Source organism: Candidatus Methylomicrobium oryzae, assembly GCF_016745425.1.
Taxonomy (GTDB): domain Bacteria; phylum Pseudomonadota; class Gammaproteobacteria; order Methylococcales; family Methylomonadaceae; genus Methylomicrobium; species Methylomicrobium oryzae.
The window spans coordinates 157565-183950 of the sequence record NZ_JAERVK010000006.1; the positions used below are offsets into that span (position 1 = coordinate 157565).

Sequence of the window (26386 nt, forward strand, 5' to 3'; positions counted from 1 at the left end):
GTCCATCCGGCCCGTATTCCCGCTTCAACCTGACCCGATGCGGGTCAAAAACGGTAGCCTTTCGGCACCACCGTCACCCCGCTTTCCGAAACCGTGAAACGGGCCGCATCGGCCACCGGATCGATGCCGATTTTCTCGCCGGGCGGTACGCTTACATACTTGTCGATGATGCAGCGTTTCAGCATTGCGCCGGCACCGACCTGCACGCCTTTGAATAGGATTGAATCCTCGACCAGCGCATCATCATCGACGCGAACCTGCGCCGAGAGAATGGAATGCCTGACCGTGCCGCCCATGATCACCGCTCCGCCGCAGATCAGCGAATTATCGAATTGACCTGGGCGGCCCGAGAGACCGGGCGCCATCCTGGCCGGGGGATATTGGCCGGGATAAGTCCGGATCGGCCAATCGCTCTGATACAGATTGATCGGCGGCACCGGCAGCAGCAAATCCATATTCGCCATGTAATACGAATCGACCGTGCCTACATCGCGCCAGTAACGGTCAGGCGTCACTCGCCCCTTCTCGCCGCCGAAACGGTAGGCGAAAACGCGTTGCCGGCCGATCAGGCGCGGAATGATGTCTTTGCCGAAATCATGGCTCGATTCGGCAAGCTCGTGATCGAATTTCAACTCCCGGCAGAGCAAATCCATATCGAATACATAAATCCCCATCGAAACCAGCGTATGTTGCGAATCGTCGGGCAGCGCCTGGGGACAGGAAGGTTTCTCCCGAAACCCCACAACGCGCTGAGACGAATCGATCGACATGACGCCGAAACCGCGGGCTTCCTCCAGCGGCACCTGCATGCAGGCAATCGTCAGTTCCGCTCCCTGCTCCTGGTGAAAATGCAGCAGGGCGGCGTAATCCATCCGGTAAATATGATCCCCCGACAATACCGCCACATAAGCGGCGCGGCTGCGCTCGAGCAGATACAGGTTTTGCATGATCGCATCGGCGGTGCCCGCATACCAGGAATTACCGGTGCGCATCTGCGGCGGCACCGGGGTGATATACTCCGAAACTTCCGGATTGAAAATCGACCATCCGTCGCGCAGATGCTTTTGCAGGGAATGCGATTTGTATTGCGTCAGCACCAGAATACGCCGCAGTCCGGAATGCAGGCAGTTCGACAAGGTAAAATCGATGATCCGGTATTTGCCGCCGAAAGGTACACTCGGCTTGGCCCGCTCGGCGGTTAAAGGGTACAGTCTGGAGCCGGCGCCGCCGGCCAGAATAATGGACAGGGTCTTGTCGAGCATGAAGTGTCCTTTCAGCCAAAACCTAACCTGGATAATATGAACGCGCAAGCTTTATTAATGCGTAAAGCTTTTCTCCTTACCAAACTTCAAACGAAACTTGGCAAGGAGGCTGGAAGTGTGGAAACAGCCGTGTTTCCGAAACTAAAAATCAACCGCGACCGCCGTGTTTCCGTAGCGGACGGCAACGGGCCATTGCCAGGCTTTTTTGACGTGTAGCCAGTTCACGCCGATGCACTTCCATCAGCACCAAAAACAGGCAAAAAAATACAAAAGCAGCCATCTCAATCTCCTTCGTAGCTAATAACAGAAAATTGCCCAAGAAGCATTCTTCACCCTAAGGATATCAAGCATTAACTATGCCATTTCGATTACCGGCTTGATTTAGCCCCAGGAACCGAAATCATTTCAAAGCAGTTCAAACCGCCTGGAGCTTCAGCACCAAAACGGTGATTTCCCTTATGAAGCAGCATTATATCAGTGCGCCACTGCACGGGTTTTAGATCCGGCAGATGGCCCCTCCGGGCCGCCTGCTTCAAAATTTCCTTATTTTTTAGTTATCCGCTGTTTCAGAATAGTTCACCCGAAACGTTTGATGTGTGAAAGGGAGCGCATACCGAAAGCAATTTGTCCTGCCGCAACGGCAAATAGCTTTGGTTTTGAATCAAACGCGCCCTTCAGAGTCAATTATTACCGTTCCCTACTCAAAACCGGCTTTCATTATGACGCTTAAAACCTTATGCAATCGTGAGGTTCTGGTGGCGTATAAGGACGACACCCTCTTCGATGCCGCCGCGCTGATGCGTCAATATCATGTCGGCGATGTAATTATAGTGGAAGAACGCGACGGCTTGCGCTATCCGGTCGGAATCGTGACGGACAGGGATATCGTAATCGAAGTGATCGCAAAAGAACTCGCAATCGATGCGATTACGGTAGGGGATCTGATGTGCCGCGAACTGGTACTGGCGCAGGAAGACGACGACCTGCTCGACGCGATTCGATTGATGCGTCAAAAGGGCGTCAGGCGGCTGCCGGTCGTCAATAAAAGCGGCGTTCTCGTGGGCATCTTTGCTGCCGACGATCTGATCGAGTTGATCGCGGAACAGTTACAAGCCATGGCCGGGTTAATCGGCAAGGAACAAGCACAGGAAAAACAGTACCGATATTGATACACGCCTCCTACGTTTTTCTTATCGAAGTTTTCGCGGCAAAACCGGCCTGCTTTCCGGGGCATCCGAAAGCCTGCCTGCGGTTAATCCGGATACCGCCAAAATAAACCGCTTCGACAGCGGGCAGATCCAGTTCTTAGTTTTCCTTTTTTCTGTCATCGAAGTGTCATCCGTCTGTCACACAGCGTTAACGCTTTCGACACGGAACTGACATCTTGCTCCCGTAATTTATCGGTATCTCTTAATAGCCCGAGCAAAGCCGATGAAAAATCTCAATCAGGAGACTTGCCAACCCGCCGCCAAACGCTTCAGCAGTTTTATTGCGGATTCGGAAGCAATGATTAAAGCCGCGCAGGCACTTCGCTACCGTGTCTTCGCGCGGGAAATGGGCGCCCGGCTCAAGTCCGCTGCCGAAGAACTGGATTATGACGAAATCGATACGTACTGCGATCACCTGATCGTTTACGACAACCAGAAAAACAAGATCGCCGGTTATACGCGCCTGTTGAATCATGAACAGGCGCAATTGCTCGGCCGCTTTTATTCTCAGGATGAATTCGACCTGAGCCCGATTCTGGCACTGCCCGGCCGGTTCCTCGAAATCGGCCGTACCTGCGTCGATCCGGATTACCGGGGCGGCGCAGTGTTGACGACCCTGTGGTCGGCGCTCGCGCAGTATGCGAGCGAAGGCGGTTATCGCTATTTACTGGGCTGCGCCAGCATCACGCCGGGCCCGAGCGGGTATGCGGTGGATGCCGTCTTTCGGCATATCGACCGGAAAAACATCGCGCCGGCATCTTTGAAAACCGTCCCGGCCATCCCGGTGCCGGCGCATTTGCGCTGCCAGCGCGACGAATCGGGCATTCCGCCGCTACTGAAAGCCTATCTGCGTTTCGGCGCATTGGTCTGCGCCGAACCGTTTTGGGACGAAAGCTTCAACTGTATGGATCTTCTGATGCTGCTGCCGCTCGAACAGCTGGAGCAGCGTTACAGCAAGCACTACCTGAGAGACAGCCAGAGCGCCAATGAAAGCGAAACTTCGGCTCTACTCTAAAGCAGCCGGACTCATTCTGCTGTTTATGGCCGGCTTTCTGATCGCCACCGGCCTGTTCCCGGCCATCGGGTTGGTTCGTCCGCCCGCCGGAGCCAGGCAAATCCGGGATGCGATCAAACTCCGCTGGCTGCAGCGGTTCGGCCGCATACTGAACCTGCGGATCGACAAGAGCGGCAGCATTGCCACGCACCCGGTTCTGGTCGTCAGCAACCACGTCTCCTGGCTGGACATCATCGTTCTGGGCGGAATTGTTCCCGGTTGTTTCGCCGCCAAGGACGATATCGCCGGCTGGCCGGTCATCGGCTATCTGTCGCGGCAGGCCGGCACCGTGTTTATCCGCCGGGGCGACAGGACACAGATACTGCAGACCGCCGAAAGGATGGCCTGGCAATTGCGACGGAACGGCAATATGCTGGTTTTTCCGGAAGGCACGACCACCGACGGAGGCGATGTCCTGGATTTTCATGCGTCGCTGTTTCAACCCGCCCTGATGACCCATGCCGCGATCCAACCCGCAGCGATCCGTTATTTGAACACTGCCGAAGAAAGCGCGCCGTTCGTCGGCGACGAAGCATTCGTTACGCATTTGTTCAAGATGCTGGCGCTCGATAAAATCGACGTCAAACTCGATTTTCTGCCGCCGATCGAGAGCGAAGACAAAACCCGCAACGGCATCAGCCGCGAAGCCAGAAGCCTGATCCGGGAAGCTTTGCGGGCCGATGATTCTGTCGGCGTTTTTACCCCCCGCAAACCGGAAAATCAGGCAAGCAAATTGACGGCTTAGCGGCTTCTTTTCAGGCGTCATAGACCTGCCAGGTTTTTTAAACCTGACAGGTCTTGTAACCGAAAGTAATTCGCCCGAAGCCTAACCTGCTGTCTTTCCCGGAAAAGATTGAGTAAAATCGGCCGCATCTCACCCCGTACCCGCCTTACCGGCGGAACAGCGCTTAATTCATCACGGAAATAACAAGAATTGGATGGCGGATTTTGTCTTACCGGAACTCGACCGACTCGAACGCCTCATCGAACAACTCGGCGACCGCGCGCAGTGCGAAATCGTCGAGTACATTCCTTATGAGGGGCATCAATTCCCGATTCACTGCATCACGCTCGGCTCGAACCGGCCGGAGGCGCCGACACTGGCATTTTTCGGCGGTGTGCACGGCCTCGAAAAAATCGGCTCGGAAGTGATCCTGTCGTTTATCCAAACGATCACCGGCCTGCTCGACTGGGACGAAGAATTCGCCGCACGGTTGCAGAAATCGCGCCTGGTCTTCGTGCCTCTGGTCAATCCGGTCGGCGTGTATGTCGGCACGCGCGCGAACGGCAACGGCGTCGATCTGATGCGCAACGCGCCTGTCGAAGCCGAAGGTGCCACCCGGCTGTATTGCGGACAGCGTATCAGCCCCCGCCTTCCCTGGTACCGGGGCAGCGAGCTCGAAATGGAGAAGGAAGCGCTGGCCTTGTGCCGCGTGGTCGAAAAACATTTGTTCGGATCGAAGCTGTCGATCGCGCTGGATCTTCATTCGGGTTTCGGCATTCGCGACCGCTTATGGTTTCCCTATGCTTCGCGCAAGACCCCGTTCGGCCATTTAGCCGAAATGCTGGCGCTAAAGGAAAACTTCGACCGCTGCTACCCCTACCATATTTACAAAATCGAACCGACTTGCACCGAATACCTGATCAACGGCGATTTATGGGATTATCTGTTCGACCGCTTCGTCGGGCAGGCCCAGGAAGCGCGGCTGTTTCTGCCGCTGACGCTCGAAATGGGTTCTTGGCTCTGGCTGCGCAAAAACCCTTTGCATCTGTTTTCGCGTCACGGCCTGTTTCATCCGATCCTGCCGCACCGCCAGCAGCGCATCTATCGGCGTCACTTCCTGCTGTTCGATTTTCTGCATCGCAGCCTGCTTTACCCGGCGGCCTGGGCAACACTGGGCGAACGGCAAAAACACCAATACACCCGGAAAGCGATGGAGCTGTGGTATGCCTGAACCGACTGCCCCCCATTTCATTTTGCTGCGCGGCCTGACCCGCGAATCGGCGCACTGGGGAGATTTCGTCCCGCAGCTGCAGGCCGCGTTTCCGAATGCACGACTGACCCTGCTCGATTTGCCCGGCGCAGGCCTTTTCTTTCGAGACACTTCGCCGGCCTCGATCCGCGGCATTCTGGAAAAAGTCCGAATGCAAGCGCTCGAACAAGATTCTCTCAGCGAACCGGCCGTGTTGATCGCCGTCTCGCTGGGCGGCATGGTGGCCTGGGAATGGATGCTCACGCACCCTCAGGAAATCGGCGGCGGGATTCTGATCAATACCAGCCTGGGCAGTTTGAGTCCTTTTTATCGGCGCCTGCGCTGGCAAAACTATGGCAGACTGTTTGCCGCGGCAGGGAATCGGGATGTCGAAAAAAGAGAACCGGCGCTGCTCGAATTGCTCAGCAACCACAAAGAAAACTATCCGAAAATTGCCGCCGACTGGATCGCAATTCAAAAAGCGCGTCCGGTCGGCGCCGGAACCGCTTTCCGCCAGTTGACGGCAGCTGCAACTTACTGCCCCGAAGCCATCAAACCGAAACCGCCGATCCTGTTGCTGAACAGCCGCGGCGATCAACTGGTCGATCCGCAGTGTTCCGAAGCCATCGCTCGAAAATGGCAACTCGAACTCCATACCCACTCCTGGGGCGGGCATGACTTGACGGTCGACGACAGCAGGTGGGTCGTGGCGGAAATCCGCGCCTGGATCAAAAACGCGGCGTACTGAAGAATACCCACGCGCGGCGATTTACGAAAGCGTCACCTCCGAAACGGCCGGGCGCAATGCCGAATGCTTCGCTAACAGGGCATCAAACCGATCGGCGGGAAGGGGTTTTGAAAAAAAGTAGCCCTGCCCGTAATCGCAGCCCATCTCTTTGAGTATCTCGTACTGGTCTTGAGTTTCTATGCCTTCGGCGATCACCTGGATGCCCAACTTGTGAGCCATGCCGATCATCGCTTCGCAAAGCGCCAGATCACTGGCCCCGGCGGCGAGATTGCGCACGAAGGATTGGTCGATCTTGAGATAGTCGATATCGAATTTTTTCAGATAGGAAAGCGACGAATAGCCTGTCCCAAAGTCATCCAGCGCCACTTGGATCCCCATGTCCCTGAAGACCAACAATTGGCTGCTGATTTCCTCCCGGGCTTCCATCAGCAGATTCTCGGTGATTTCAACAACAAGGCTTTGGCCCGACAAATCGGCTTCCGCTAAAGCATTAAAGCAAGGTATCCGACTGTCGGCATTCGCCCTGAACTGGGCGGGAGACATGTTAACGCTGACCTGAAATGCGGGATGATGTATGGCACGCCACCGAGCCACTTGGGCAGCCGCTTGGCGGCAGACCCAGTTACCTATTCCGATGATTTGGCCGGTGTCTTCGGCAATCGGAATAAAATCGGATGGACTCACCAGCCCCCTTTGGGGATGCTGCCAGCGGATCAGCGCCTCGGCCTTGTGAATAGCGCCGGTTTCCAAATCCACGATGGGTTGGTAGTGCAAAATAAACTGATCGTTTGCCAAGGCGCTGTACAGGTCGTTGGTCAACCGCATGCGGGCACTGGACTCCTCCTGCATGGCCGGCGTGTAATAATGAAAACGATTGCGTCCTTGGCGTTTGGCCGCATACATGGCTTGATCGGCGTTTTTAAGCAGCGTCGTAATATCCCGGGCATCGTCGGGATAGAAGGTGATGCCGATACTGGCCGAAACATAGGCCAACTCGTTCTTTAACCGATAGGGCATTGCCAGTTTATCGAGAAGACCATTGGCAACTCGGCCGACATTGCCGACGTCCTGCAAATCGTCCAGAACGATGATGAATTCATCCCCGCCCAGACGCCCGGTGATGTCGGATTCCCGTACACATTCGGTCATACGCTCTGCCGCTTCCTGAAGCAGCGAATCCCCGACCTCGTGCCCTAGCGTATCGTTGACGTCTTTGAAACGGTCCAGATCGATCAACAGCACCGCAAATCGTTTGTTATCCCGGCGCGCCCGCTTGATCTCCTCCATTAACCGATCATGAACCATTCGGCGGTTCGGCAGATTCGTCAAAAAATCGAAATTGGCCTGGCGCCAGATCAGTTCTTCGCTTTTTTTCTCTTCGGTAATGTCGGAAAACAGCGCTACCCGGCGGTACGTCGAACCTTCATCCCGGCAAATCGTATCGGCAATCAACCGCGCAGGATAGATTTCGCCACCCTTGCGACGGCTCCAGACCTCTCCTTGCCACTTGCCGGAAGTGGAAATCGACCAATCCATCTCCCGAGCGGAAGTGCCGTCATGGGAAACTGAAAAGAGAAAATTCGGCTGTTTACCCAAAACTTCCTCGAATCCGTAGCCCGTAATTTCGGTGAAGGCGGGGTTGACGGTAATGATGAGGTTATCTGCGTCGGTTACCATCATTGCTTGGCTGCTGGCTTGATATACCAGAGCGGCAAGTTCCATCTCTTCGGCTGCGAGTCTGCGATCCGTAATGTCAGTGAACATGGCGAATGCGCCGGCAAAGCTGCCGTCGCTGTCTGTCAGTGCGGAACCGGCAATCGAACACCAACGGATTTTACCGTCCCGGCGGCGCAGCCGCAGTTCGTAATAGGTACTTTCTCCTCGGCTTCTTTGCTGCATTTCGCGCCGAAAATGCGGAATGTCTGCTTCAAAAACAAATTCCTCCAGCAATCGTCCGAGCATCTGTTCGGGCGCATAACCCAGCATCAAAGCCATGGCCGAGTTGACGAAGACTATACGAAAGCGCTTGTCGATCGAGCAAATGCCCTCATTGCTGGTCTCGACGATGAGCCGATAGCGCTCTTCGCTTTCGCTTAAAGCTTTTAAGGCTTGACGCCATTTGGAGATGTCTTCCATAATCGACCAGATATAGCGCTGCCCATGCGGGCCGGATACCAGCATGCCGTTTAGACGGAGCGGAATGCGTTGGCCGCTTTTATTCCGGTATTCTTTCTCGTACGGTCCATAGTAGCCGACGCGGAGCAGCGACTCCAGCTGCTCCGCTTCCTGGGACTCGTATTCTTGAGGCGTCAAAGCCCAGTAATCCAGGTTTTTGAGTTCGTCCGCCGAATAACCGCAAATGCGGCGAAAGGCTTCGTTGAATTCGATAAAACGGCCTTTCATATCGGTCAGGGCGATGCCGAGCGGCGACAACTCGTAAAGCCCACGCAATTTTTCTTCATTTTCTTTCAAATGTTGAGAATATTCGCGGTTGAGAATCAAGCTCATCGCAATCATCAGGCCCAAATAGCCGTAAGACCGCAAAGGGACAAAATCGATGGCGAACAGCCTCACCAGAAGCCCTTCGATCAAGAACATCATGAAAAAGCCGACGGCGACGATCATACCCAAGAGATTGCGATGGCCGCTATGGCGATAGAAATCGCTCAGCGCATACAGCACATAGCCAAAGTTCGCCATAACCGTAACAAGGGCGAAATAAAACCATCTCCCCGGTTGGCCCACTACCAGGGTAACCGCTTCTCCCCATCGCGAATGCACAGTTTTGAAACCATCGAGCCGGTCGTATAACAAACCGAAAGGCTGGCTTACATTCACCCATAACAGTAAAACGTAGAGCAGGGTCAATCCTTTCAGAAATCGCAGCGGCCGGCTTTTGGAAAAGAGTGCGATAAACCAAAGGAAGATAATAAAAAACACGATGCTGAGGCCGAGGCTCCACTTGAGGGCCGTAATGCATTCATCGAGATTTTCGGCTTTTAACGACTGGCATTCGAATAGGGCAACCAGCGATACAGCCAAACTCGCCGAGCCGAATGCAATCTGAGCGGAATTGAAGGGCCGGCTGAAACCCACGGAAAAATGAATCAAACCGGCATAAATGCAGAGACCGGAGAGAACATACAAGCTGGGCGTAATGATTTGGATCATCTTCTACTGGCAAGCGGGACATAGGACATAGGCCATGCCGAACCGGCCAATGCCGTTAAGTTAAGGCAAGCTCGCCATTACGGCATGGATTGCCGGACGACTGCATGGGCAGAGATTTGCTCCTGCAATCTCTGCATTCACGCCCTCCCTGGCGTTTATGCAGGAGGTAGGGCAACGCAGGAGCAGCTGCCGAATCCAGAAGCCAAGGATGGCGGGATTTGATTGCATCCTTGGAGTCTCGGCAATCGCTCCTGCATTGCCTACCTCCTGCGTCCTTGCAGTTGTGGATCTCGGCAATCCTGCCGAGATGACGGCTTAACTTAATGGCATTGCCGAACCGGCAAGAGGCTATGATAAAAGGTAATCAGGTCGGTGAATGTCCGATTTAGTATAGTCAGCTTTTCCAGAAAGTCGGATCCAATCGGAACTTTATTTGCAAAATACTTTTTCTTTCTAACTATTCGTTTGGTCTGCTCTCCCGACATTACCGAACAGCTTTCAAAGGCTTATAACGTCTTTTCAAGATACTGCACAATCAGTTGCACATTGCGGTTGTTTCTGAATTCGTTGATGTCGAGCTTATAAGCCGCCCGGCAGGCGCGAAGGCCGAGCCACCGTTCGGGATGATCGATAAAAAACGCGATCGCATCGATTAATAAACCATTGGCGTTTCTCAACACCAGCTTCAGATGTTTTTGGCCGACGATGCTGGCCTGCACGACTTCGAACTCGCCCTGGAAAACCGGTTCAGGAAAACCCTGCCCCCAGGTCGCGGCATTCTGCAGCAGTTCGGCAAATTCGACCGTCATTTCCAGTTCGCTAAGTTCGCCGTCCGAAAGCACTTTCTGCTCCAGATCGACCTCGTCCAGACGTTTGCGCACCATTTCGTCGAACGCCAGCGCGAACGGCGGATAATCGTGCATCGCAATGCTCATGCCGGCCGCCATCGCATGGCCGCCGAATTTGCTCAGTAACTTCGGATGCGCGGCCGCAATGTCGCTGAGCACGTCGCGGATATGCACTCCCGGAATCGAGCGGGCCGAGCCTTTGATCTGATCCTTGCCCGCCGGCGCGAATGCGATGACCGGCCGGTGCAGGCGGTCCTTGATCCGAGACGCCAGAATCCCGATCACACCCTGATGCCAGTTGGGGTCGAACAAGCACACGCCGGCGGGTAAATGGCGCTCATCGAGCGCCCGCATCTCTTTCAGCAGCGTTAGCGCCTCGTGTTTCATCTGGCCTTCGATTTCCTTGCGGCCGTTGTTCAGATCGTCCAGCTGCAGGGCCATTTGCCTGGCTTCCTCCGGATCGTCGCTGAGCAGGCACTGAATCCCCAGCGTCATATCGTCCAGCCGGCCGGCCGCATTCAAACGCGGCCCGAGCGCGAACCCCAGATCGGCAGCCTGGAGCGAGGCCGGTTTGCGGCCGGAAACATCGATCAGCGCCCGGATGCCCGGATGCGCCTTGCCCATCCGAATCCTAAGCAGGCCCTGGTGTACCAGTATCCGGTTGATCCGATCGAGTTCGACCACATCCGCAACCGTTCCCAGCGCGACATAATCGAGCAGTTGGCCGAGATTCGGGTCGGGCAAGCCTTTGGCCTGGAACCAGCCGGTTTCCCGGAGCCGGCTTCTGAGCGCCAGCAGGCAATAAAACATGACCCCGACACCGGCCAGCGCGCGGCTCGGAAACTTATCGCCGGACAGGTTCGGGTTCACGATCGCATCGGCGGCCGGCAACTCGTGGCCCGGCAAATGATGATCGGTGACCAGCACTTTGATGCCGGCCTGTTTCGCGGCCAATACACCGTCGAGGCTGGAAATGCCGTTATCGACCGTGATGATCAGGTCGGGCTGTTCCCGCTTGACCAGCTCGACGATTTCAGGCGTCAATCCATAGCCGTACTCGAAGCGGTTGGGCACCACGAAACCGACGCGTTTGGCGCCGAACAGCTGCAGGCCCTTGATCGCCACCGCGCAGCTGGTCGCGCCGTCCGCGTCGAAATCGGCCACGATCACGATTTTTTGATCCTGTTCCAGCGCCGCGATCAGGTGCGCCACCATCTTCTCGATGCCCGATAACAACCAGGGCGGCGGCAATTTAGCCAGAGAGCGGTCCAGATCGTCCGGTGAACTGACACCCCGGGCTAAAAAGATGCGTTCCAGTATCGGATGCAGGCCGTCCATAGGTAGATGCTGTTGAACCAATGGCCGGGAAGTAATGATTTTTTTGACGCCTTGAGGGTACATGCGCGGGGAGAAATTAAGTTGCTTCCAGAGCTGATAAAGATGAGCCATTATAGCGCCAAACAGCGTAACTCCGATCCGGATAATATCCCGCATCGAGCAGTTGACCGGGCAATGACAAGAGACGGTTTTTAATATTTTGTTGCAAGCTGAATTGGCAACGGGGAAGATAGACGCAAACTTATCGATAACTTATAGAGCACCTTATAACACCATGTTTCTGGCTGAGCGGTGGTTTGAAGCCTGGGCAGACCTCGGAGTTCCCCGCAGCCCCGGGCTCGAACGGCTGCATGCCGACTTGACGCGGCGCTACTGCGAGCTGCATCGGCATTACCATACGCTGCGGCATCTGGCGGAGTGTTTCGGCCATTTGTCCGAATTGGCGCCGTATCTTTCGCATAAACCGGAGTCCGAGCTGGCGCTGTGGTTCCACGACGCCGTTTACGACCCGCAACGCACCGACAATGAAGCGCTCAGCGCAGCTTGGGCGGTCGACTCGGCACGCGCCTTGGGCGTTGCTGAATCCGCGGCCCGGCGTATCGCCCGGCTGATTTTGACCACCCGCCACGATACAGAACCCGAGGGAAACGATGCCGAGGCCGTGACTGACGCCGACCTGGGCATCTTAGGCGCCGACGCCGAGCGCTTCTTCGAGTACGAAGCGCAAATCCGGCAGGAATATGCCTGGGTTTCCGAGCCTGACTATAGGGCCGGGCGCGCCGAGTTCCTGGCCCGCCTGTTGAACCGGCCGCATATTTTCTCGACGGAGCGCTTCCGCAGCCGTTACGAAGCCCGGGCGCGCGCCAATCTGCAGGCGTCCGTTCGCCGGTTGACGGAAGGCGCGTAAGCCCGCCCCCGACTCAAGCCTCCACCTCGCAGCCCAAGCCCTCATCCCTCTCCCGGTCGCCGTCAAAGCGGGAAATTCCGAATTTAAAACAGCAAATTACAAAATATCCCGGTCCTCTCATTCAGGAATTCCCGATTTTAATCTGGATTCCTGGCGTGATTGTGGTATATACATTACCGATCGCCGGGATCGATGATCTCGATCGGTTGGAGTCCTCGATAATAACAATAAAACATCCACCCGAACCATGCCTGGAGCGGAATGAAAACCTACTGTATCGGCCTGTCGGTCACTTATCACGACTCGGCCCTGGCAATTGTCGACGCGGCGGGCGATGTACTGTTCGCCGAAGCGACCGAGCGCTTCCTGCAGAATAAGCGTGCGTTGAATGCCGAGCCGGACCAGTTGTTCCGGATATCGGAGCTGCTCGAAACTTATTGTCCCGATCCGGGCGAAATCACGATTGCCAGCAACTGGCGGCGGCAGCGGCCGCTCTACGAATCGATCATGTCGCGGCTCGGCCTGCTGTCGGCGCCGGGCCTGCTGAAAGACGGCATCAAACGGCTGCGTTCGCCGCTCGGCAATTATCAGCTGCACCACATGATGGCCTGCCAGCACAACAGTATCCGCAGTGCCGGCCTGAATCTGGTCCGGATCCTCCGCGAACGCTATCCGCACTGCAGAATCCGCTTCGCCGACTACGACCATCACCTGACGCATGCCGCGGCCGCTTGCTACGGCAGCCCGTTCGAAGAATCCGCCTGTGCGGTGATCGACTCGTTCGGCGAGCACGGCGCAATGGCCTTTTACCGCTACCGGAACGGCAGGCTGGAACCGCTTTACGAGGCCCGCGGCGCAGGCACCGCAAGCCTTGGACTGTATTACATGAAGATCACTGAACTGTGCGGCTTCGACTGGCTGAAAGGCGAAGAATGGAAGGTGATGGGTCTGGCGCCTTACGGCCGGCTGAACGAAGAACTGTATGCGCTGCTGCAATCGACGATTACGCTCGACGGCTTCGAGGCCCGGCATCAGGGCAAGGAAATTTTCGACCGGATCGACCGGCTGGACGCCTTCAAACACAAGCGGCCAGCCCCCATCGAACTTGCCGCCGATCTGGCTTATACCGGACAATTTTTTTTTACGGAGACGGTGAACCGGCTGCTGATTCATCTGCAGCATATCACCCAATCCGACAATCTGGCGCTGGCCGGCGGCTGCGCGCTGAACTCCTCGAATAACGGCCGGATCACCCAGGAAACTCCGTTCAGTCAGGTCTACGTGCCTTCCGCCCCGGCCGACGACGGCTGCGCGCTTGGCGCGGCCTGGCTGGCGCATCATGACGCGCATCCCGCTCCCCGCTTCCCAAGAGCGATACAAACGCCTTATACCGGTTCGGAAATCGCCGAGGAGGCGATCGACCGCCTGCTGCGCTTCAACCGCTCGCTGACGATCGAGCATCTGCCGGAGTCGATCTGCGAGGCGACCGCCCAACAGCTGGCCGAAGGAAAACTGGTCGGCTGGCTGCAAGGGCGCGCCGAGTTCGGACCGCGCGCGCTCGGCAACCGTTCGATCCTGGCCGACCCGCGCTTTGCCGCAACACAGGACCTGATCAACGAAAAAATTAAATTCCGCGAAACCTTTCGTCCGTTCGCACCGTCCATTTTGCATGAGTTCGGCACCGACTATTTCGAACATTACCAAGAGTCGCCGTATATGGACAAAACCCTGAAAATTCGCGAAACGATGCGCGGGCGGATTGCCGCCGTCTGCCACGTGGACGGCACGGGACGGCTGCAAACGGTCAAGCAGGAATGGAACCCGCGTTTTTACCGGCTGATCGACTGCTTCCGGCAGTTAACCGGCATTCCGGTGCTGCTGAACACCAGCTTCAACGTGATGGGAAAGCCCCTGGCCCATTCGCTCGAAGACGCGATCGCGCTGTTTCTGACCACCGGGCTGGACATCCTGGTCGTCAACGACTATCTGATCGGCAAGCCCCGCGATGCATGAACCCGCCGACCCTTTCGCTCTTCGCCTAAAGCCGACCTTTTCGAAGGCGGTTTACCGGACGGCTCGGCAATACCGTCAAAAAGGCAGAGCACTGTTCCATGCGCTGATCCAGGATGGTGAAGAGCCCGCGCTGTACCCTTTCGCCTACCATTTTGTTGAGAGCCGCCTGGCCGGAAAGGCGTCGTCCGATTCAACCGTACTGCCTTCCGGATGGGATTGCGAGGATATTTTACAGGCGTTGACATTGCAAGAATCGACCTTTCCGCCAATAACGGCCACGCGCGCCCAACTGCGAAATGCCCTAGTCCAGGTTCAACCGGTGCTTCTGACCGAACCGTGCTGGCTTCAGAACATCCTGCAGACTGCGACGAATCACGCACCCGCCGCGATTGCCCTGTCGGCCGTGTATGCCTCGTCCGGCGCAATGGCTGCGCCGAACAAAGCATTTCAAGCGTTGCTCTTGAACGCCGGCCTGGAAATTCCCGATCCCGGCAGCAGCGCTTTTGCCAGGAACGAAACGATCGATTCCCGGTTTTTCGATTTCGCGGCGCTGCAGCTGGCGCTTGGGCAATTTCCGCGCGTCTTTTTTCCCGAAATTCTCGGCTTTACGGTTGCGTGGTGCGATTCGCGTAGCCTGCTCGAAGGATTTTCGTCCGACGATCATCCGGAACAGGCATCCTACCTGCGCCTCAGGCAAGTTCGGCTGTCGTCGGCCAAGCCTATGGTAATCGAGACGATCCGGGATAACCTGATGCGGCTCGACGATAACCGTAAAAAAGCGCTTTGGCAGCGGATAAAAGCCGGCTTCGACCTCTACCGGGAGAATGTCGACCGTTGTCGGCAAAAGCTGCGGAATCGATTGGAAAATCCGGAAACCGCCGCGCAGGCAGCGGTAAAGCTGTTCAAGGAGAAAGCCCCGGCCGCGTGCGGGCATCACCGTCATGTCAGACTGGAAGGACGCTCGCTGGACGACTGGTTCGCCGAACAGCCTTTCGACGCGAAAGGCTTTCTTGCCGCCTTGCACCGCTCGGCCTACGTCGACCGGCAAAAACCCGCCGCCAGCCCATTGCTGAAGCTTTTCGAATTCGAAGGACCGATGTTCGGCGTATTGACCGAAGCCGACAGGGATTGCCTGAAACGCTGGCTAAGCGGGGGAAATGCCGGCTTAGAGGAAGCGCCCTGCCCCGACGAAACTCCGCCCGAAACGGGCTGGCTGCCGGCGGAAGGCGGAGACGATACGCCCGCATTCGGCAAAATGAACAGGCGAGAACTCTACCATTATTTGGTCAATGCCGAGCTTTATCCGGACGTATTACCCGCCGCCCACCGCCTCGTCGAGCGCGTGCTGCGCGCATCGGGCCGATTCAGCCGCTTGCCGTTCACAAACTATACGCACCAGGCCTTTACAAACCATATCGATACGCTTTATCGACGCGAGATTCAGGCTTATGAACCGTTGAAAAGAAAGCCCCGGTTATCGAGGCAGGCCTATGTCTGGGGCATCGAACAATTGGCGCCGGCGATTCTAGCCGACGGCTGCTGGCTGCAGCATGCAAGCCGCCTCGAATTCACTGCGTATGCAGCCGTCGGCGCGTCCTTATCCAAAATCTACGACGACGAAACCGGTAACGGGATCGAAGCGCAGAACCATCCGGCCATTTACCGACGTCTGCTCGACAGCCTACACATCGATCTGCCGCCGATTCACGATCCGGCGTTCTGCCATCATCCCGGTTTTATCGACAGCGCCTTCGACATTCCGGCTTATCTGCTGGCGATTTCGCAGTTTCCGGCCAGTTTTCTGCCGGAACTCCTGGGCCTGAACCTGGCGATCGAACTGAGCGGCCTCGGCAAAGTCTACCTGCGCCTGGCCGAGGAACTGGAGTTTTGGGGCATCGACCCGAAGATCGTGAAAGTGCATATTTCGATCGATAATCCGGCGTCGGGGCATGCGGCACTTGCCGGAAACGCGGTTCAACATTATTTGGACCGAATTGCCGCCGGCCAGGGCAGTGCCGCCCAAAACGCCCATTGGCGCCGGACTTACCGCGGCTACTGCTCGCTGGCAGCGGCCGGACGGACCTTCAAAATCGCGCTGGCCGTTCGTTATTTATGCAGGCAATTCCAGAGCCGCTGTACCGGCCAATACCCTTTTGTCCGTCACTCCGATCAACATGGTTAGCCGATTCAGCTATCTGCTCGCTTTCGTCTTGCCGCTCGGCAGCTTTCTGTTTTTGCTGGGCGGGCCTCACCCACCGGAAACAGCGCTGGCCTGGACATCGCCCTTCTGGCTCATGCTGCTGCTGGACTGGAAAACGCCCGATTTGCCGAGTCATTCGGACAACAAAATGCCGGAGCTGTACTATGACGGAATTCTGTATGGGCTGGCCTTGCTGCAGTGCCTCAACATCATCCTGATGCTCGAATTCGTGTCGAAACTGTCCTGGCAGGGGCCGGGCGATCTCGGCGCTAATCTGATCAATCTGCTTCTGATCCGGTTTCTGGTCGGCACCAGTTCGGGCACATCGGGCATCGTCGTCGCGCACGAACTGATCCACCGCGACTCGAAGCTGCAGCGCCTATTGGGGCATCTTCTGCTGTGCACCGTCTGTTACGACCATTTCGTAATCGCGCATCAACGCGGCCACCATCACCACCTCGGCATGCCGGAGGATATCGCCACAGCGCATTTCGGAGAGAGTTTTGCCGCTTACTGGCACCGGACTTCCAAAGGTTATTTCCGCTATGCCTGGCGGTCGGAAAGGGAGCGGCTCGGCATCGAGAGGCATTTCTGGCAAGCCGGATTGCTGAAGAATCAGGTGCTGCAGGGTTTGGCGGTCGAATGCGTGTTCGTCGCCGGGATTGTTGCGTATTACGGCTGGCTGGCAGCGCTGATGTTTCTTTACCAGGCATTCGCCGCGGTCCGAATACTGGAAGCCGTCAATTATTTCCAGCACTGGGGGCTCGGCGAAGGCCGGTTCGGCAAAACCTACGGCTGGGTCACAGGCTCATGGCTGTCCCGCTATGCGCTGATCGGCCTGTCGAATCACATCGGCCATCATCTCAACGCCAAAAGCCGCTATCACGAAATCGCCTATTCCGACCGGGGGCCGAAAATGCCCTACGGCTATTTCGTGATGAATCTCTGGGTAAAACTGCACAATGCGTCATTCCGGAAGATGGCGGAAAATAAGCTGCTCCACTTTGACTGTTGAAGCGCTTATCATGATGCCCCCCTTTGCCGGCTTGGGTTACCCCCAAAAAGCACAAACGTAGGGTACGCTGTGCGTACCATTGGGGGTGAAAAGGTACGCACAGCGTACCCTACAACTGAATTTACCCGGTATTTCCCGTATCCCTGCCGCGGTTCAAGCCCGAACACAGGGCTCGAAGACCCCGAATCAGCATGCGCACTCGGGTCGGCCCACTTTACGAAGTGAGCGCAGGACGGCGGACCGTCAGCGCCGGGACTGCTCGTCGAGCGCCTGCAGATGTTTCAGCTTTTCGGCGATTTTGATTTCCAGGCCCCTGCTCACCGGCTGATAATAGGTAGTCCCCCGGAGTTCGTCAGGAAAATAGTTCTCGCCCGCCGCATAAGCCTCAGGTTCGTCGTGCGCATAACGGTACGCCTTACCGTAATCCAGCGCCTGCATCAGTTTGGTGGGCGCATTGCGCAGGTGCACCGGCACGCCCAGGCTGCCGCTGCGTTTCGCGTCCTGCATCGCGGCATTGTAAGCCCGATACACCGCATTGCTTTTCGGTGCGCAGGCCAAATAAACGACCGCCTGCGCCAGCGCCAGCTCGCCTTCGGGGCTGCCCAGGCGCTCCTGCGCCTGCCAGGCATCCAAAGCAATCTGTAGACCGCGGGGGTCGGCATTGCCAATGTCCTCGGATGCCATCCGAACGATCCGGCGGGCAATATAGGCCAGGTCGCAGCCCGCGTCGAGCATCCGGCACAGCCAGTACAGCGCCGCATCCGGCGCGCTGCCGCGCACCGACTTGTGCAGCGCCGAAATCTGGTTATAAAACTCCTCGCCCTGTTTATCGAAGCGCCTGACGCCGCCGCTCAGCACTTCGCGGGCCAGCGCCTCGCCGATGGTTTTCTCGTCGTTCGCGGCGGCCAGTTCGACGGCCAATTCGAGCAGGTTCAACAGCCTGCGCGCATCGCCGTCGGCCGCCTGCACGAATTGCGCCCGGATCTCCGCCTCCATCGCGATTTCCAATCGCCCCAGACCGCGTTCCCTGTCGGTCAAGGCGCGTTCCGCCACCGCCGACAAGTCTTCCGCAGCCAAGGGATTCAGCACGTACACGCGGGCCCTGGACAATAACGCATTGTTCAACGCAAACGACGGATTTTCGGTGGTCGCGCCGATGAAATAGACCGTCCCGTCCTCGACGTGCGGCAAAAACGCATCCTGCTGCGCCTTGTTGAATCGATGCACCTCATCGACGAATAGAATCGTCCGGCGCTGCTTCTGCTCTAACAAAAACTGCGCCTCGGCAACCGCCGCGCGGATTTCTTTCACGCCCGCCAGCACCGCCGAGATCGGGGCGAATTCGGCATCGGCATGGCGGGCAATCAGCCGCGCGAGCGTGGTTTTACCGGCGCCGGGCGGCCCCCAGAAAATCATCGAATGTAGGCGCCCCGCCATGATGCTTTCGTAGAGGGGTTTGCCCGGCTTGAGGATATGCTTCTGTCCCGCATACTCGTCCAGGCTTTGCGGCCGCATTCTGTCGGCCAAAGGTCTCGTCAAATCATCGGACATTTTGCGTTTTCCTTGCGCCTCGCACCTTGCCCTTGCGGATTATTCCTCGAACACATCCGCGCCTTTCGGGACTTCAAACTGGAATAAGGTCTGCTTGAGCGGCGGATTGATCAATACGTTCGAAAAATAAATACGGGTCAGCTGACCGAAATTATCGCTGAGCTCCATGCCGCCGAGGGATCCCTTGGTCAAGCCGATCAGGATGTATTTGAAGGTCGTCTCTTCGCTTTTCGGCGACAACTTGATCCACTGCATGTCGCCGTCCTTGCCCTGGCCTTCGATGATGAAATTGTCTTCCAGAGACACTTCGCCGCTCAAGAGCAGCGCCGGCGTCGAACCGAGCGATTGGTCGAGCTTTTTGACGGTAACCTGGTCCAGATCCTTGTCGTAGAACCAGACCTTGCCTTTGTCGGCGACGATCTGCTGAGAAAAAGGTTTCTGGTAATCCCAGCGGAATTTGCCCGGCCGCTGCAGGTAAAAAACCCCATAACTGGTCTTGGCCGGCAGCCCCTGCTCGTTCAGCAGGACTTGCTTGAAATCGGCCGACAGCGACCTGGAAGAGGTCAGGAAGGCTCTTAACTGCCGTACCGGCTCGTCATTCGCCTGCAGCGGCCAACTGCCGAAAACCGATATCAATAGAATAAAGCCCAACCATATTTGTCTGTTCATTAAAACTCCTGATTATTCACTTTGAGGAAAAAACTCCTCAAACCATGGCCGATCCTGTTCGATAACCGGATTGCCGCAGGCCGAATAGGCGGTCGGCTCGGAACCGGTGACATATGGATAACCCTTGCCGTACGGGCAATCCGACCCGGCGACCAGACCGGAATAAGGATCGACCCTCACCATTTTGATATTGTCGGGCGGCGTCAGACTCACGGGTTGCCTCGAAATCTGCCGCATGAACGCGGTCCAAACCGGTAACGCACCGGTCGCTCCGGTCAAGCCGGCCGGTTTGTTATCGTCGCGGCCGACCCAGACCACCGAAAGATAATCGCCGGTAAAGCCAGCGAACCAGCTGTCCTTCGCATCGTTGGTCGTGCCGGTTTTACCGATCAGTCCGTAATTCTGCGGGAAAACCGAATACGCCGAGGAACCGGTGCCTGAATACATCACTTCCTGCAGCATGGTGTTCAGAATGTAAGTAGCGGACGGATCGACCGTCTGCCGGACCGTGTACGGATAGCTTTGCAGCCTCTCTCCCGAGGCGGAAACGACCGCCTTGATCGCCTTGATCGGAGTCAGGAAACCGTCGCCGGCAAATGTCTGATACATCTGGGTCACTTCGAGCGGAGTCAATTGCGCAGCTCCTAGCAGGAAGGAGGGATACAGGTCGACCTGGCGGTTCACGCCCAAATCTTTCAGCGTTTTCGCCACCCGCCCGATGCCGACGTCCATGCCGACCCGAACGGTCGCCAGATTATACGATTTGGCAAGCGCGGTATGCAGCCCGATCGTGCCGTGCTCTTTATGGTCGTAATTCTTCGGGCTCCAGTCGTTGCCGTTGTCGCCCTTGATGAAGATCGCGCTGTCATTGACCGGCGTCGTGATCGTGTATCTTCTCGGATTCTGCAGCGCGGTCAGATAGATCACCGGCTTGATCAGCGAGCCGATCGGCCGCACCGCATCCAGCGCCCGGTTGAAGCCGGCGGAAGAATCGTCCCGCCCGCCTGCCAGCGCTGCAATTTCGCCGCTGTCCCGGCGCGTGACCACGACGGCCGACTCGAGCGCTTTTGCCTTGGACAGTTTTTCCAATTGCGGCAGCTTGCGCTTGATCGTCTCTTCAAGCTTATCCTGAATTTGCGTATCGAGCGTGGTAAAGATTCGCAGACCTTCGGAAGTCAGGTCTTCTTCATGGTAGTCCTGCTTCAGCTGGCGCTTGACCAAATCCAGGAAAGCCGGATAGCGGTTGGCCGAACGGTGCGTATTCGCAATCACCGCCAACGGCCGCGCCTTCGCGGCGGCGGCTTCTTCCGGCGTGATATATTCCTGCGCAACCATTTCTTCGAGCACCAGATTGCGGCGCTGCAGCGCCCGTTCGGGGAAACGGCGGGGATTGTATTCGGACGGCCCGCGCACCAGCGCCACCAGTGAAGCCAGCTGTTCCAGCGACAGATCCTTCAACGGCGTGCCGAAATAAAACTGGCTGGCCAACCCGAAGCCATGCACCGCGCTGGCGCCATCCTGGCCCAGATAGATTTCGTTCAGGTAAGCTTCGAGAATTTCATTCTTGCTGTAACGGTACTCCAGGATCAGCGCCATCAGCGCTTCCTTGATTTTGCGGGCCAGCTTCCGTTCCGAAGTCAAATAGAAGTTTTTAACCAACTGTTGGGTGATCGTGCTGCCGCCCTGCACCATGTCGCCGGCCTGGATATTTGCGACCATCGCCCGCAGGATACCGCGCAAGGAAATTCCGAAGTGGTCATAAAAATCCCTGTCTTCCGACGCGAGCAAACCTTTGATCAGCATATCCGGCGCTTCTTCGAGCTTGATCAGTATCCGGTCTTCCTTGATGGTCGGATAAAAACTGCCGATCTGGACCGGGTCCATCCGGACAATCGCCAGGCTTTGTTCATTGGTCAGATCGGTAATGCTCGCGATCCCGGCTTCGGAAAAATCGACCCGCATCGCCACACCGGGCTGCGGTTCCGGCTGATCCGAAAAGGTAAAGGTGCGGGTTTTGACCGAAATCCGCCCGCCATTGCGGAAGTAGGTCCCCTCCGCAGCGAGCTCCGAATCCTTCCGGTAATGCAGCATTTCCAGCAGATTCTCGAATTTTTCCGCGCTGATCCCGTAGCCGGCATACAGTTCGACAGGATTTCCATAGACGCGCGCAGGAATCGCCCAGCGTTTGCCTTCAAACTGGGTGCGTACGTGGTAATCGAGATAACCTAGATAAGTAAAAAGAAAGAAGGCGCCGAGGCCGATCAGGATAATAAAGCTGTTTCTAAACCAATGGGATGTAGATTTTCTGCTTTGGGGATTCTTGTTGTACCGGGAACTTCGCCTGGTCGATCTGTCTGTCATGGCCTTTTTAAGCAGTGATGGGATAAATGCGTCCGTCGTATGAACCGGCTATTATACCCAGTTCAGGCATGCCGGCGTCAGAATCCGTGACATTAGCAAGCCTTGAATGAACCCATCATGAATGAAACCAAAAGAACTGCCGGACGCTGAAAGCCCGGCAATGCATTCGGACGCCGCCTCAATTGAAGGAAGTCAATACCGGCTTCAGCACGATTTCGGCGCGTCGGTCGGCGCCGGACGGTAAATGGACCTTGCGGGAATCTATCCAGGCGGCAATATCCTGCCAGGTTTTGTTTGCCTGCAAATCCCTAAGCAGCATATGGTAGCCTTGCTGATAAAACGCGACGGTTTTTTCTTTTTCGCCGACAGGATTCTTATGCTTCAGGAACCGTTGCAGAAAGGCGTAAGTGGGCTTTTTTGGAATAATATCGTCTTTTTCCCCATACAGCAGCAGCGTATCTTCAGTCAGCGAATCGGCGCTGTTGAACGCCAGATCCATCAGGTTGGCCAGGCCGTACAGCGTTTCGACCCGGGCACCCTTGATCACCCAAGGATCGCGGCCTAATTCGCGGAGCATTTCGATATTGTCTGACGGCGTCACCTTCACGACGCCTTTGCCGGTCAGCCTCAACCAGGGCGTCGTATGGGCGAGTATCCACAACAGGCTGTTCTGGTACCAGGGCATCGTCTTGCGCGCCCAGAGCGCAGGTGCGGCCAGAATAATCCCGTCGACGAGCTCGGTAGTATCGTGTTTAGCTGCGGTCATGACCACTGCACCGCCCATGCTTTCGCCGAGCAGGAAGATCGGGCTTCTGGGGTAGCGCTCTTTGACCAGACGCGCCAGCGTCAGTAAATCGTCTGCATAGGAGGCGCAGCCGGCCCAAAGCCCTCGCTTCGGCGCGGCGCCGAAGCCGCGCTGGTCATAGGCAAAACTGGCGATACCGTGTTCGCTGAAATAGTGGGCTGGCTGGTCGAAAAAACGGCTGTAGTCGTTAAAACCGTGTACCGCGATGATCACCGCTTTCGGTTCGCCCTGAGGTAACCAGCTTCGAAGCGGCAAGCGTGCGCCGTCTTCGGTAATGAAAGCCAGCGTATCGAGATGCGCTACAGTCGTTTTCGCGCCGGAAGGATAAATCGACGGCATGCAGCCGGTGAGCAAGAAAGTGAACAATGAGAGGAGCGAGATAAGCGTTTTCATATACCTTTGACCCGGCAGGAGGCCGGGATAAACAGAGCTGCAGACGGCTTGGCAACTGCTATCCGAACCGTTATCTCAGGAACTGAATCGCAAACAATTCTCATGCTTCCTACCCTAGAAAGGCGATGTGTCCGTGGTTCAGAAAATTGTTTCCATCCAATCAATAATGATCGCCAATACGAATAAAAGTTCATAGCGTTTCAGTTTCAGAATAGCGTTAGAATAAAGATCATTCAAACCAAAATTCGTCTGTCATGCCTGCGGCAAACTCAAACCGAACCGTTATTGCACTCGTCTTCCGTACCTTCGTCAACCGGATCTTACCGAACGCACAAGCCGTTTCGCTGGCGTTGATACTGATCGTGATTTCGGTGCTGATCTATTCGCTGTCAGGCCTCCTGATGCCGGTATTCGCTTCGGTCGTGCTGGCCTACCTCCTGGAGGGAATCGTGGCGAAAGCCGAAGCGGCAGGTCTGCCGAGATGGACGAGCGTCTATCTGGTGTTCTCGATCTTCATGGCCGGCGTCGTCTTTTTATGTTTTTATCTGCTGCCGATCGTATCGCAGCAAGCCGTCGAGTTTGTCCAACAGATTCCCGCAATGGTGTACCGCCTCGAAATGAGCATCCTGCGGCTGCCGAAACTGTATCCGAAACTGATTTCGCAGAACCGTATCCAGGAAATCATGCTGGTACTGCAACGGGAGGTGTGGACCTACGGGCAGAACATGCTGTCGATGTCGGCCGCGTCGCTGGTCAGCGTGGTCAGCGCGATCGTCTATCTGTTCCTGGTGCCGATGATGGTGTTTTTCTTTCTGAAAGACAAAAAGCTGCTGATCGACTGGTTTCTGCAATTCATCCCGAGCGACCGGTATCTGACCGCACGCGTCTGGGAAGAAGTCGATATTCAGATCGGCAACTATATTCGCGGCAAGTTTGCCGAAGTGTTCATCCTTTGGGCGGCCAGCTTCATTACTTTCCGCTTTTTCGACCTGAACTATGCGATGCTGCTGGCGGTGTTCATGGGCCTGCAGGTGATCATTCCCTATATCGGAGCGACGCTGGTCACCTTCCCGGTGCTCGGCGTCGCCTATTTTCAATGGGGCTGGGGCAGCGACGAATTCGTGTACGTCGCGGTCGCTTATGCGATCATCCAGGCCCTCGACGGCGTCCTGCTGGTGCCGATCCTGTTCTCCGAAGCGGTCAATCTGCATGCGATTGCGATCATCGTGGCGATCCTGTTTTTCGGCGGCTTATGGGGCTTTTGGGGGGTATTTTTCGCGATTCCCCTGGCTACCGTAGTCAAAGCGGTGCTGTCGGCCTGGCCCCGTCTGGGCGATCCGAATCACGACAGTCCGTTTTACTGTCCTATAGATACTCCGACCCAAAATCCGCCAAACGCGAGCGCTCGCCGCGGCGCAAGGTGATATGCGCCGCGTGTTCCCAACCTTTGAAGCGGTCCACCACATAGGTGAGCCCCGAGGTCGTCGCGGTCAAATAAGGGGTATCGATCTGTGAAAGGTTGCCGATACAGATGATCTTGGTGCCGGGGCCGGCGCGGGTAATCAGCGTTTTCAACTGCTTGGAGGTCAGGTTCTGGGCCTCGTCGATGATCAGGTAGCGGTTCAGAAAAGTCCTGCCGCGCATGAAGTTCAACGAACGGATCTTGACCCGGTTCATCAGCAGGTTCTGCGTCGCCCCCTGCTCCCATTCGGTATTGCCGGACCGGTTGCCCAGCAGTTCGAGATTGTCCATCAGCGCGCCCATCCACGGCGCCATCTTCTCTTCCTCGGTGCCGGGCAGAAAGCCGATATCCTCGCCGATCGGCACCGTTTCGCGCGTCATGATGATTTCGTTATAGAGTTTGCGCTCCATCGTCAACGTCAAACCGGCCGCGAGCGCCAGCAAGGTTTTACCGGTGCCGGCCGTGCCGAGCAGCGTTACGAAATCGATGTCCGGATCGAGCAGGACATTGAACGCGAAATTCTGCTCGCGGTTCTTCGCGGCGATGCCCCAGACACTGTTGTGTTTGCTCCGGTAATCCCGGGCCAGTTCCAGTATCGCGGTGCGGCCGTCGCAGGAACGCACGATCGCCTCGAAATTCGAGTCGTCTTCCATGTACAGGTATTGGTTCGGATACCATTCCGCGACCAGCGGATCTTCAAGCTTATAAAAGGTTCTGCCCTTTTCCTGCCACGAATCCATCCTGCTGCCGTGCCGGTCCCAGAAATCGCCTTCGAGCGCCATCGCACCGCTGTACAAAAGTTCGATATCGTCGAGCACCTGGTCGTTGTGGTAATCCTCGGCCGGCAGTTCCAGCGTTGCCGCCTTGAGACGCATGTTAATGTCTTTCGAGACCAGGATCACTTTGATTTCCGGCAATTGTCGGGTCAGCGCCAGCACCACACTCAAAATCGAATTGTCGGCAAGACTGCCCGGCATGGTTTCGGGCAGCAGTTCGCTCATGATGCTGGTCTGGAAATACAAACGGCCGGCCCTGCCGATAACGCCGCCTCCCCCGTTCGCTTCCAGACGCGCTAACGGCAATCCGTCCTTGATATGCTCGGGATTCACGTCCCGGATCAGCTCGTCGAGAAAACGGCTGGCCTGGCGTACGTTGCGCGCCACCTCGGTCATGCCTCTTTTGGCCCGGTCCAGTTCCTCCAGAACGATCATCGGAATGAAAATGTCATGCTCCTGAAACCTGAAAATACAGCCGGGGTCATGCATCAGCACATTCGTATCGAGCACAAACAGTTTTTTTTCGGGACTGGTTTGAATATTCATGAAATCCTTGAGCTGTGAGATTCAAAAGTAATCGATGCGCGCTTGTCTTCCGCTTCCGATACCGACCGGCGCTATTGTAAGAATAA

19 protein-coding genes are annotated in these 26386 nt (G+C 56.5%); 11 read left to right on the top strand and 8 right to left on the bottom strand.

All coding sequences use genetic code 11. The annotated features are described in order from the left end of the window. Nucleotides 1–44 precede the first annotated feature (44 nt). Complete coding sequence (gene glgC, locus JJL52_RS08645) at nucleotides 45–1262, bottom strand: glucose-1-phosphate adenylyltransferase (protein ID WP_202052004.1); 1218 nt, start codon at nucleotides 1260–1262, stop codon at nucleotides 45–47. A gap of 36 nt (nucleotides 1263–1298) precedes the next feature. Between glgC and JJL52_RS08650 the strand changes: the two genes are divergently transcribed. The 6 genes from JJL52_RS08650 (at nucleotide 1299) to JJL52_RS08675 (ending at nucleotide 6245) form a co-directional block, all read left to right on the top strand. Next, nucleotides 1299–1478 (top strand): hypothetical protein, encoded by a 180-nt coding sequence (locus JJL52_RS08650; protein ID WP_202052005.1) that lies wholly within the window; start codon nucleotides 1299–1301, stop codon nucleotides 1476–1478. Between the two features lie 503 nt (nucleotides 1479–1981). Then, on the top strand, nucleotides 1982–2431 hold the full coding sequence (locus tag JJL52_RS08655; RefSeq protein WP_202052006.1) for a CBS domain-containing protein: 450 nt from the start codon (nucleotides 1982–1984) through the stop codon (nucleotides 2429–2431). 262 nt (nucleotides 2432–2693) lie between these two features. Continuing rightward, a complete protein-coding gene (locus tag JJL52_RS08660; protein ID WP_202052007.1) occupies nucleotides 2694–3485 on the top strand; it encodes a GNAT family N-acetyltransferase in 792 nt (263 codons plus the stop codon). Beyond that, nucleotides 3457–4269 (top strand): lysophospholipid acyltransferase family protein, encoded by an 813-nt coding sequence (locus JJL52_RS08665; RefSeq protein WP_202052008.1) that lies wholly within the window; start codon nucleotides 3457–3459, stop codon nucleotides 4267–4269. The genes JJL52_RS08660 and JJL52_RS08665 overlap by 29 nt, the downstream gene beginning before the upstream one ends. 193 nt (nucleotides 4270–4462) lie before the next feature. Then, complete coding sequence (locus JJL52_RS08670; RefSeq protein WP_202052009.1) at nucleotides 4463–5479, top strand: M14 family zinc carboxypeptidase; 1017 nt, start codon at nucleotides 4463–4465, stop codon at nucleotides 5477–5479. Then, nucleotides 5472–6245 carry an alpha/beta fold hydrolase gene (locus JJL52_RS08675; RefSeq protein WP_202052010.1) on the top strand — a complete coding sequence of 258 codons (774 nt, stop codon included), beginning with the start codon at nucleotides 5472–5474 and terminating at the stop codon, nucleotides 6243–6245. Before JJL52_RS08670 ends, JJL52_RS08675 begins: the two co-directional genes overlap by 8 nt. A gap of 21 nt (nucleotides 6246–6266) precedes the next feature. Here the strand turns inward: JJL52_RS08675 and JJL52_RS08680 are convergent, their stop codons facing one another. Continuing rightward, nucleotides 6267–9416 carry a sensor domain-containing protein gene (locus JJL52_RS08680; protein WP_202052011.1) on the bottom strand — a complete coding sequence of 1050 codons (3150 nt, stop codon included), beginning with the start codon at nucleotides 9414–9416 and terminating at the stop codon, nucleotides 6267–6269. 506 nt (nucleotides 9417–9922) lie between these two features. After that, on the bottom strand, nucleotides 9923–11665 hold the full coding sequence (gene recJ / locus JJL52_RS08685; protein ID WP_202052078.1) for a single-stranded-DNA-specific exonuclease RecJ: 1743 nt from the start codon (nucleotides 11663–11665) through the stop codon (nucleotides 9923–9925). A 211-nt stretch (nucleotides 11666–11876) separates the two neighbouring features. Between recJ and JJL52_RS08690 the strand changes: the two genes are divergently transcribed. The 4 genes from JJL52_RS08690 (at nucleotide 11877) to JJL52_RS08705 (ending at nucleotide 17737) form a co-directional block, all read left to right on the top strand. Then, nucleotides 11877–12509, top strand: a complete 633-nt coding sequence (locus JJL52_RS08690) for an HD domain-containing protein (protein WP_202052012.1) — start codon at nucleotides 11877–11879, stop codon at nucleotides 12507–12509. A gap of 261 nt (nucleotides 12510–12770) precedes the next feature. Beyond that, on the top strand, nucleotides 12771–14522 hold the full coding sequence (locus tag JJL52_RS08695) for a carbamoyltransferase family protein (protein WP_202052013.1): 1752 nt from the start codon (nucleotides 12771–12773) through the stop codon (nucleotides 14520–14522). Continuing rightward, entirely contained in the window at nucleotides 14515–16704 is a 2190-nt protein-coding gene (locus JJL52_RS08700; protein ID WP_202052014.1) for an iron-containing redox enzyme family protein, read from the top strand. The genes JJL52_RS08695 and JJL52_RS08700 overlap by 8 nt, the downstream gene beginning before the upstream one ends. Then, on the top strand, nucleotides 16697–17737 hold the full coding sequence (locus JJL52_RS08705; protein ID WP_202052015.1) for a fatty acid desaturase: 1041 nt from the start codon (nucleotides 16697–16699) through the stop codon (nucleotides 17735–17737). The genes JJL52_RS08700 and JJL52_RS08705 overlap by 8 nt, the downstream gene beginning before the upstream one ends. A gap of 243 nt (nucleotides 17738–17980) precedes the next feature. On the opposite strand, the gene JJL52_RS08710 is transcribed toward JJL52_RS08705, so the two are convergent. From JJL52_RS08710 to JJL52_RS08725, 4 genes are all read right to left on the bottom strand, one after another. Beyond that, nucleotides 17981–19288: a replication-associated recombination protein A gene (locus JJL52_RS08710; protein ID WP_202052016.1), complete on the bottom strand. Its 1308-nt coding sequence runs from the start codon at nucleotides 19286–19288 to the stop codon at nucleotides 17981–17983. A gap of 39 nt (nucleotides 19289–19327) precedes the next feature. Beyond that, a complete protein-coding gene (lolA, locus tag JJL52_RS08715; RefSeq protein ID WP_202052017.1) occupies nucleotides 19328–19957 on the bottom strand; it encodes an outer membrane lipoprotein periplasmic chaperone LolA in 630 nt (209 codons plus the stop codon). Nucleotides 19958–19969: 12 nt separating this feature from the next. Continuing rightward, nucleotides 19970–22318 (bottom strand): penicillin-binding protein 1B, encoded by a 2349-nt coding sequence (mrcB, locus tag JJL52_RS08720; protein ID WP_202052018.1) that lies wholly within the window; start codon nucleotides 22316–22318, stop codon nucleotides 19970–19972. A 178-nt stretch (nucleotides 22319–22496) separates the two neighbouring features. Continuing rightward, nucleotides 22497–23516 (bottom strand): alpha/beta hydrolase, encoded by a 1020-nt coding sequence (locus tag JJL52_RS08725; RefSeq protein WP_202052019.1) that lies wholly within the window; start codon nucleotides 23514–23516, stop codon nucleotides 22497–22499. Nucleotides 23517–23770: 254 nt separating this feature from the next. Between JJL52_RS08725 and JJL52_RS08730 the strand changes: the two genes are divergently transcribed. After that, complete coding sequence (locus tag JJL52_RS08730) at nucleotides 23771–24940, top strand: AI-2E family transporter (RefSeq protein WP_202052020.1); 1170 nt, start codon at nucleotides 23771–23773, stop codon at nucleotides 24938–24940. Here the strand turns inward: JJL52_RS08730 and JJL52_RS08735 are convergent. Next, on the bottom strand, nucleotides 24882–26300 hold the full coding sequence (locus JJL52_RS08735; RefSeq protein WP_202052021.1) for a PhoH family protein: 1419 nt from the start codon (nucleotides 26298–26300) through the stop codon (nucleotides 24882–24884). The two genes, JJL52_RS08730 and JJL52_RS08735, sit on opposite strands and share 59 nt — an antisense overlap. Between the last annotated feature and the right edge of the window lie 86 nt (nucleotides 26301–26386).